The following is a 7,936-nucleotide window of genomic DNA, read 5'->3' on the forward strand; positions in this document are numbered from 1 at the left end:
GCCGACCCCCGCCGCCGTCACCCCCGCCGCAGGAGCCGGGAGGCCCCCGCCGCCACCGTCGTGGCCAGGATCCAGCCCATGACGACCAGGCCCGCCGCACCCCACTGCCAGCCGCCCTCCAGCTTCCACTGGCCCTGCTGGCCGAGGTCGATCACCGGGAGCAGCAGGTCCAGCGCGTACAGGGCGGCGCTCCACTGCGGATGCTCGTCCTCCTTGATCGCCGGCGGGTGGAGCTGGGAGAACAGCAGCGTCCCCGCCGCCCACAGCACCGCCATCCACAGCGCGGCCCGGCCCGGCCGGTAGCCGTAGACCACCGTCCAGTCCTGCAGGTACCCCCACGCCTTCGGTGCCGGCGGCAGCGTGGCCCGGCGCCGCCGCTGCTTGGCCAGCAGCACCTCGCGGGCGTCCTGGTCCTCGCCGCTGGCCCGCAGTACGGCGGCCAGCCGCTCGTACGGCTCCGGCGAGTACTCGGGAGTCGCCGCCTCCACCCACTCCAGGCGGCGGGAGAGCGGGAAATGGCCCCGGGGCGCCAGGTTCTCGTAGACGAAGCCCTCGATGGACACCCCGCCCGGGCCCGGCCAGCTCGTGGAGGTGTCGACGAGCTTGACCACCTTGGCCCCGGACACCACCACCCGCCCGTGCTCCGGCCGCTCGCCGACGAAACGGAACTCGGGGGTCTGGATCCGGCGCAGGGATATCTCCTGCTCGTCGGTGAGCGTGAACCGGGCGCCGTAGAAGTCGATGGCGTCCCCGAAGCGGCCGTCGTCCAGCCGCAGCCCGCCCCGGCACTCGAAGCGCTGGGCCCGCTGACCGCGCGTGGGCGTCGCCGCCAGCCCGTAGGGGGGAGTGGACGAACCCACACCCGCCGCGTAGTCCAGCGCGATGGAGGTCAGGTACAGGGTGCGCTCGACCGTCAGCTGCGGGGCGTTCAGCGCGTACCGCCCGTACGGGTTGCGCAGGCGGGCCCCGCGCAGGTTCATCGACACGCCGACCTTCGCCCCGCGCAGGCTCAGCTCCCCGTACGTCTCCAGCAGCTCGCCCTGGAAGTCCTGCGCGACGGACATCCCGTCCGCGGCGATCGCCCGCCCCTTGTTGTCCCGCTGCACCACGGCCTGGCTGACCAGCAGATCGGTACCGATCTGCGCGTCCGTCAGCCGGATCCCGCGCGCCACCCGGCAGCGCGGCAGATGCAGATCGCCCTCCGTGTGCAGCCGGGCGGCCTCCAGCCGCGGTATCGCGCAGTTGATCAGGCGCAGCGTGCCGAAGCGGGCCTCCGACAGCTGGATCTCGCTGTCGAAGCGGCAGGACTGCAGCTCCACGTACGGGGCCACCGCACCGCCGGACAGTTCCAGCCGCCCGCTGATCCGCACCCCGCGCAGCTTGAGGGAGGCCACCCGGCCCGGCACCGGCGGCGGCCCGTGCAGCAGCAGCCGGGCGACCACCCGGGCGCGGACGCTGCGCTCGGGCCCCCAGACGTGCTCGGCGTGCGGATCGTCCCGGTCGGCGGCGCGGGTGCTGAGATCGCAGATGCTGCCCGTGCGGTACGCGTCCCACATGCGGCGTTCCGAAGCGGTGAGATCCGCCGGTTCCTCGTCCGTGCGCGCCTCGGTCACGGCGGCCCCCCTCCGCTGTCATCTACGTGTAGGGGAACGCTATCGGGCGCCTGTGACATCCGGGGCCTGTATCAGCCAGTGATACAGGCGGACGGTGGCGCGAAGCGGTCTGAGAGAATTGTGAGGTGATCTCTCGTATCGACCTGCGCGGTGACGCCCTCCCCGAGGGTGGCGCCCTGCGCGATCTGCTGCCCCGTGCCGAGTTCGACGTTGAAGCTGCCCTGGAGAAGGTGCGGCCCATCTGCGAGGACGTCCATCATCGTGGCACGGCGGCGCTGATCGAGTACGCGCAGAAGTTCGACGGGGTCGAGCTCTCGCAGGTCCGGGTACCCGCGGAGGCCATCAAGGCCGCCCTGGAGCAGCTGGACCCGGCCGTCCGCGCCGCCCTGGAGGAGTCGATCCGGCGCGCCCGGATCGTGCACCGCAATCAGCGCCGCACCGAACACACCACCCAGGTGGTCCCCGGCGGCACCGTGACCGAGAAGTGGGTTCCGGTGGAGCGCGTGGGGCTGTACGCCCCGGGCGGCCGCTCGGTCTACCCGTCCTCCGTCGTCATGAACGTCGTCCCGGCCCAGGAGGCGGGCGTCGAGTCGATCGCGCTCGCGTCCCCGCCGCAGAAGGAGTTCGGTGGTCTGCCGCACCCGACGATCCTCGCCGCGTGCGCGCTGCTCGGCGTGGACGAGGTGTACGCGGTGGGCGGTGCGCAGGCCGTGGCGATGTTCGCGTACGGGACCGAAGACTGTCTTCCCTCCAACATGGTGACCGGCCCCGGCAACATCTGGGTCGCCGCCGCCAAGCGCTACTTCACCGGGAAGATCGGCATCGACACCGAGGCCGGCCCGACCGAGATCGCCGTCCTCGCCGACTCCACGGCCGACCCGGTGCACGTCGCCGCCGACCTGATCAGCCAGGCCGAGCACGACCCACTGGCCGCCGCCGTGCTCGTCACGGACTCCGCGGAGCTCGCGGACGCCGTGGAGAAGGAGCTGGAGCCGCAGGTCGCCGCGACCAAGCACGTCGAGGACCGGATCAAGCCCGCCCTCGCCGGCAAGCAGTCCGCGATCGTGCTGGTCGACAGCCTGGAGGACGGCCTGAAGGTCGTCGACGCCTACGGCGCCGAGCACCTGGAGATCCAGACCGCCGACGCCGCCGCCTGGGCCGCCCGCGTACGCAACGCCGGCGCGATCTTCGTCGGCCCGTGGGCCCCGGTCTCGCTCGGCGACTACTGCGCCGGCTCGAACCACGTGCTGCCCACCGGCGGCTGCGCCTGCCACTCCTCCGGCCTGTCCGTGCAGTCCTTCCTGCGCGGCATCCACATCGTCGACTACACGCGGGACGCCCTCGCCGAGGTCACCCACCACGTGGTGACGCTGGCCGAGGCCGAGGACCTGCCCGCACACGGCGCCGCCCTGAAGGCGCGCTTCGGATGGAAGGTGCCCACCCAGTGAGCTTCGGCATCGACGACCTGCCCATCCGGGACGAGCTGCGCGGCAAGACCCCGTACGGCGCCCCGCAGCTCGACGTGCCCGTCCAGCTGAACACCAACGAGAACCCGTACGAGCTCCCCGCCGAGCTCGTCGCGCGGATCGCCGAGCGGGTGGCCGAGGCCGCCCGCACCCTCAACCGCTACCCCGACCGGGACGCGGTCGAGCTGCGCACCGAGCTGGCCGCCTACCTCACCCGTACGGGCAAGCACCCGGTCGCGCGGGAGAACGTATGGGCCGCCAACGGTTCCAACGAGGTCATCCAGCAGCTGCTGCAGACCTTCGGCGGGCCCGGCCGCACCGCGCTCGGGTTCGAGCCCTCCTACTCGATGCACGCGCTGATCTCCCGCGGCACCGGCACCGGCTGGATCTCCGGGCCGCGCCGCGAGGACTTCACGATCGACGTGGAGGCGGCCGAGCTGGCGATCACCGAGAACGCCCCCGACGTCGTCTTCATCACCTCGCCCAACAACCCCACGGGCACCGCGGTCGAGGCCGAGACGGTCCTCGCCCTCTACGAGGCCGCGCAGGCCGCCAAGCCCTCCCTCGTCATCGTCGACGAGGCCTACGTGGAGTTCAGCCACCGGGACTCGCTGCTGCCCCTCATCGAGGGCCGCCCCAACATGGTGGTCTCCCGGACCATGTCCAAGGCCTTCGGCGCGGCCGGTCTGCGCCTGGGCTACCTGGCGGCGCACCCCGCCGTCGTCGACGCCGTCCAGCTGGTGCGCCTGCCGTACCACCTGTCGGCCGTCACCCAGGCCACCGCACTGGCAGCCCTGGAACACACCGACACCCTGCTCGGCTACGTCGAGCAGCTCAAGGCCGAGCGCGACCGCCTGGTCGTCGAACTGCGGGCCATCGGCTTCGAGGTCACCGATTCCGACGCGAACTTCATCCAGTTCGGGAAGTTCGAGGACTCGCACACCGCCTGGCAGAAGATCCTCGACCAGGGTGTCCTGGTCCGCGACAACGGCGTACCGGGATGGCTGCGGGTCACCGCGGGCACCCCGGCGGAGAACGACGCGTTCCTGGAAGCGGTTCGCGCACTGAAGAAGGAGCAGCACGCATGAGCCGCATCGGACGGGTCGAACGGACCACCAAGGAGACCTCGGTCGTCGTCGAGATAAACCTCGACGGCACCGGCCAGGTCGACGTCTCGACGGGCGTGGGCTTCTACGACCACATGCTCGACCAGCTCGGCCGCCACGGCCTCTTCGACCTCACCGTCAAGACCGAGGGCGACCTGCACATCGACAGCCACCACACCATCGAGGACAGCGCGCTCGCGCTGGGCGCCGCCTTCAAGCAGGCCCTCGGCGACAAGGTCGGCATCTACCGCTTCGGCAACTGCACCGTGCCGCTCGACGAGTCCCTCGCCCAGGTGACCGTCGACCTGTCCGGCCGCCCCTACCTCGTGCACACCGAGCCCGAGAACATGGCGCCGATGATCGGCACGTACGACACGACGATGACCCGGCACATCTTCGAGTCCTTCGTCGCGCAGGCCCAGATCGCCCTGCACATCCACGTCCCGTACGGCCGCAACGCCCACCACATCGTGGAGTGCCAGTTCAAGGCCCTCGCCCGGGCCCTGCGCTACGCCGCCGAGTTCGATCCGCGCGCGGCCGGCATCCTGCCCTCCACGAAGGGCGCCCTCTAGCCGTGAACGGCCTGAACACCATCCTGATCGTCCTCGGCCTGTTCCTGGCCGGTGGCGTCTACTCCTTCCAGAAGCAGAAGATGCCCAAGTCGGTCATCATCCTGCTGGCCCTCGCCTCCGCGATGTGCCTCGCCGCCGGAGTCCTGCGAATCCAGGGAATTTGGGAATGAGCGCAGTCCGCCCCACCAAGAACGTCGTCGTCTTCGACTACGGCTTCGGAAACGTCCGCTCCGCCGAGCGGGCCCTCGCCCGCGTCGGCGCGAACGTCGAGATCACCCGCGACTACGACAAGGCCATGGACGCCGACGGACTCCTCGTCCCCGGCGTCGGCGCCTTCTCCGCCTGCATGCAGGGCCTCAAGGACGCCCGCGGTGACTGGATCATCGGCCGCCGGCTCTCCGGCGGCCGCCCGGTCATGGGCATCTGCGTCGGCATGCAGATCCTCTTCGAGCGCGGCATCGAGCACGGGGTCGAGACCGAGGGCCTGGACGAGTGGCCCGGCACGGTCGGCCCGCTCAAGGCCCCGATCGTCCCCCACATGGGCTGGAACACCGTCGAGTCCCCGGCCGACAGCCAGGCCTTCAAGGGCCTGGACGCCGACGCCCGGTTCTACTTCGTGCACTCCTACGCGGCGCGCGACTGGACCCTTGAGATCACCAACCCGCTGATCCGCGCCCCCAAGGTCACCTGGGCCACCCACGGCGAGCGTTTCGTGGCGGCGGTGGAGAACCGGGCCCTGTGGGCCACGCAGTTCCACCCCGAGAAGTCCGGCGACGCCGGCGCCCAGCTCCTCACCAACTGGATCGAGACCCTGTGATGACCGCACCCACGCTCGAACTCCTGCCCGCGGTCGACGTCCGCGACGGACAGGCCGTCCGCCTCGTGCACGGGGTGTCCGGCAGCGAGACCTCCTACGGCTCCCCGCTGGAAGCGGCCCTCGCCTGGCAGCGCTCCGGCGCCGAATGGCTGCACCTGGTCGACCTGGACGCCGCCTTCGGCACCGGCGACAACCGCGCCCTCGTCGCCGAGATCACCCGCGCCATGGACATCAAGGTCGAGCTCTCCGGCGGCATCCGCGACGACGCCACGCTCGCCGCGGCCCTCGCCACCGGCTGCACCCGCGTCAACCTGGGCACCGCCGCCCTGGAGACCCCCGAGTGGGCCGCCAAGGCCATCGCCGAGCACGGCGACAGGATCGCCATCGGCCTCGACGTCCGCGGCACCACCCTCAAGGGCCGCGGCTGGACCAGCGAGGGCGGCGACCTCTACGAGACCCTCGCCCGCCTGGACTCCGAGGGCTGCGCCCGGTACGTCGTCACCGACATCGGCAAGGACGGCACGCTGACCGGCCCCAACCTGGAGCTGCTGAAGAACGTCTGCGCCGCCACCGACCGGCCCGTCGTCGCCTCCGGCGGCATCTCCTCGCTCGACGACCTGCGGGCGCTGTCCGAGCTGGTCCCGCTGGGCGTCGAGGGCGCGATCGTCGGCAAGGCCCTGTACGCCAAGGCCTTCACCCTGGAAGAAGCCCTGAAGGTGGTCTCCGCATGAGCAACCCCTCCACCGACGTACGCCGCATCTCCTCCGGCGGCGCCTACGAGGACGTCATCGGCTACTCGCGCGCCGTGGCCCTCTCCAACGGCCTGGTCCTGGTCTCCGGCTGCACCGCGGCCGACGCGGGCGGCCCGTACGACCAGACGGTCAAGGCCTTCGAGGTCGCCTTCAAGGCGCTCGCCGAAGCCGGCCTGGGACCGGAGGACGTGGTCCGCACCCGGATGTACCTCACGCACGCCCGGGACGTCGAAGAGGTGGGCCGCGCCCACAAGCAGCTCTTCGACGCGGTCCGGCCCGCCGCGACCATGCTCATCGTCTCCGGCTTCGTCGACCCCGGCATGGTCGTCGAGGTGGAGGTCGAGGCGTTCAAGGCGGTGGCGGAATGACCCTCGCCGTACGCGTGATCCCCTGCCTGGACGTGGACAACGGCCGGGTCGTCAAGGGCGTCAACTTCCAGAACCTGCGCGACGCGGGTGACCCGGTGGAGATGGCCAAGCTGTACGACGCCGAGGGCGCCGACGAGCTGACCTTCCTCGACATCACCGCGTCCTCCGGGAACCGCGAGACCACGTACGACGTGGTGCGCCGCACCGCCGAGCAGGTCTTCATCCCGCTCACGGTGGGCGGCGGCGTCCGGACGGCCGACGACGTCGACAAACTCCTTCGCGCGGGAGCGGACAAGGTGGGCGTGAACACGGCCGCCATCGTCCGCCCCGAGCTGATCCAGGAGATCGCGGAGCGCTTCGGGCGGCAGGTCCTCGTCCTGTCCGTGGACGCACGCCGCACGGCCGCCGGGACCTTCGAGGTGACCACGCACGGCGGCCGGCAGGGCACCGGCATCGACGCCGTCGAGTGGGCGCACCGGGCGGCCGAACTGGGCGCGGGCGAGATCCTGCTCAACTCGATGGACGCGGACGGCACCAAGGACGGCTACGACGTCGAGATGATCGCGGCGGTGCGCGAGCACGTCACGGTCCCGGTGATCGCCTCGGGCGGCGCGGGCCGCCTCGCCGATTTCGCGCCGGCGATCGAAGCGGGTGCCGATGCGGTGCTGGCGGCGTCGGTCTTCCACTTCGGCGACCTGCGCATCTCGGAGGTCAAGTCCGCCCTCCGCGAAGCGGGCCACCCCGTCCGCTGACCCTTCGCCTCCGGCGCGGCCTGCCGTTTCGGGGTGCGGGTCCCGTTCCGGGTGCGGCCCGGTGGCCGCGCCTCAAACGCCGGCGGGGCTGGGGTTCGGCCCGTCTGGGCGGGGTCGGGTCCGGGGGGTGGGGGTGCGGGGCCGGCGGCGGGTGTCTCCTCGGCTCGCGCGTGACGGGCCGTCTCGGCCGTACCCGGTGGTTGCGCGCTCGTCCTGCGGGGACACCCCCCACCGTCCCCGCACCCCCACCCCGGCCGAGCCCCTCCGCCGTGGGGTGGTGACACTCCGGGGGCTCCCCGCAGGACGAGCGCGCAACCCAGGCCGCACGGCAGAACCACGGCCGCCTGGCGCGAGCCGAGGAGAGCCCCCGGAGGGGCACCACCCCACACCGGAGCCAAACCCAGCCCCGCCGACCGACTGACCACGCCCCCGGCCAGGCGGCCAAACCCAGCCCCGCCGGCGTTTGAGGCGCGGCCACCGGGCCGCACCA

Annotated in this window: 9 protein-coding genes; 8 read left to right on the forward strand and 1 reads right to left on the reverse strand. The window is 71.9% G+C overall.

Annotation, left to right across the window (positions count from 1 at the left end; translation table 11 throughout):
• Positions 1-17: 17 nt before the first annotated feature.
• Positions 18-1,613: an oxidoreductase gene (locus ACFY0D_RS37020; RefSeq protein ID WP_390802282.1), complete on the reverse strand. Its 1,596-nt coding sequence runs from the start codon at positions 1,611-1,613 to the stop codon at positions 18-20.
• Between the two features lie 125 nt (positions 1,614-1,738).
• On the opposite strand from ACFY0D_RS37020, the gene hisD reads away from it, so the two are divergent.
• From hisD to hisF, 8 genes are read left to right on the forward strand one after another with little or no spacing between them, the layout of a single operon-like run.
• Complete coding sequence (gene hisD, locus ACFY0D_RS37025; RefSeq protein WP_390802283.1) at positions 1,739-3,061, forward strand: histidinol dehydrogenase; 1,323 nt, start codon at positions 1,739-1,741, stop codon at positions 3,059-3,061.
• Positions 3,058-4,167: a histidinol-phosphate transaminase gene (locus tag ACFY0D_RS37030; protein WP_390802284.1), complete on the forward strand. Its 1,110-nt coding sequence runs from the start codon at positions 3,058-3,060 to the stop codon at positions 4,165-4,167. The genes hisD and ACFY0D_RS37030 overlap by 4 nt, the downstream gene beginning before the upstream one ends.
• Positions 4,164-4,757: an imidazoleglycerol-phosphate dehydratase HisB gene (gene hisB / locus ACFY0D_RS37035; protein WP_030009963.1), complete on the forward strand. Its 594-nt coding sequence runs from the start codon at positions 4,164-4,166 to the stop codon at positions 4,755-4,757. Before ACFY0D_RS37030 ends, hisB begins: the two co-directional genes overlap by 4 nt.
• A gap of 2 nt (positions 4,758-4,759) precedes the next feature.
• Positions 4,760-4,927: a hypothetical protein gene (locus ACFY0D_RS37040; protein WP_030009964.1), complete on the forward strand. Its 168-nt coding sequence runs from the start codon at positions 4,760-4,762 to the stop codon at positions 4,925-4,927.
• Entirely contained in the window at positions 4,924-5,574 is a 651-nt protein-coding gene (hisH, locus tag ACFY0D_RS37045; protein WP_390802285.1) for an imidazole glycerol phosphate synthase subunit HisH, read from the forward strand. Before ACFY0D_RS37040 ends, hisH begins: the two co-directional genes overlap by 4 nt.
• A complete protein-coding gene (gene priA, locus ACFY0D_RS37050) occupies positions 5,574-6,305 on the forward strand; it encodes a bifunctional 1-(5-phosphoribosyl)-5-((5-phosphoribosylamino)methylideneamino)imidazole-4-carboxamide isomerase/phosphoribosylanthranilate isomerase PriA (RefSeq protein WP_030009966.1) in 732 nt (243 codons plus the stop codon). The genes hisH and priA overlap by 1 nt, the downstream gene beginning before the upstream one ends.
• A complete protein-coding gene (locus ACFY0D_RS37055; RefSeq protein ID WP_030009967.1) occupies positions 6,302-6,694 on the forward strand; it encodes a RidA family protein in 393 nt (130 codons plus the stop codon). The genes priA and ACFY0D_RS37055 overlap by 4 nt, the downstream gene beginning before the upstream one ends.
• Positions 6,691-7,446: an imidazole glycerol phosphate synthase subunit HisF gene (gene hisF, locus ACFY0D_RS37060; protein WP_390802286.1), complete on the forward strand. Its 756-nt coding sequence runs from the start codon at positions 6,691-6,693 to the stop codon at positions 7,444-7,446. The genes ACFY0D_RS37055 and hisF overlap by 4 nt, the downstream gene beginning before the upstream one ends.
• Positions 7,447-7,936: the final 490 nt, after the last annotated feature.

This window comes from Streptomyces sp. NPDC001502 (assembly GCF_042894785.1).
Classification (GTDB): Bacteria; Actinomycetota; Actinomycetes; order Streptomycetales; family Streptomycetaceae; genus Streptomyces; species Streptomyces kutzneri.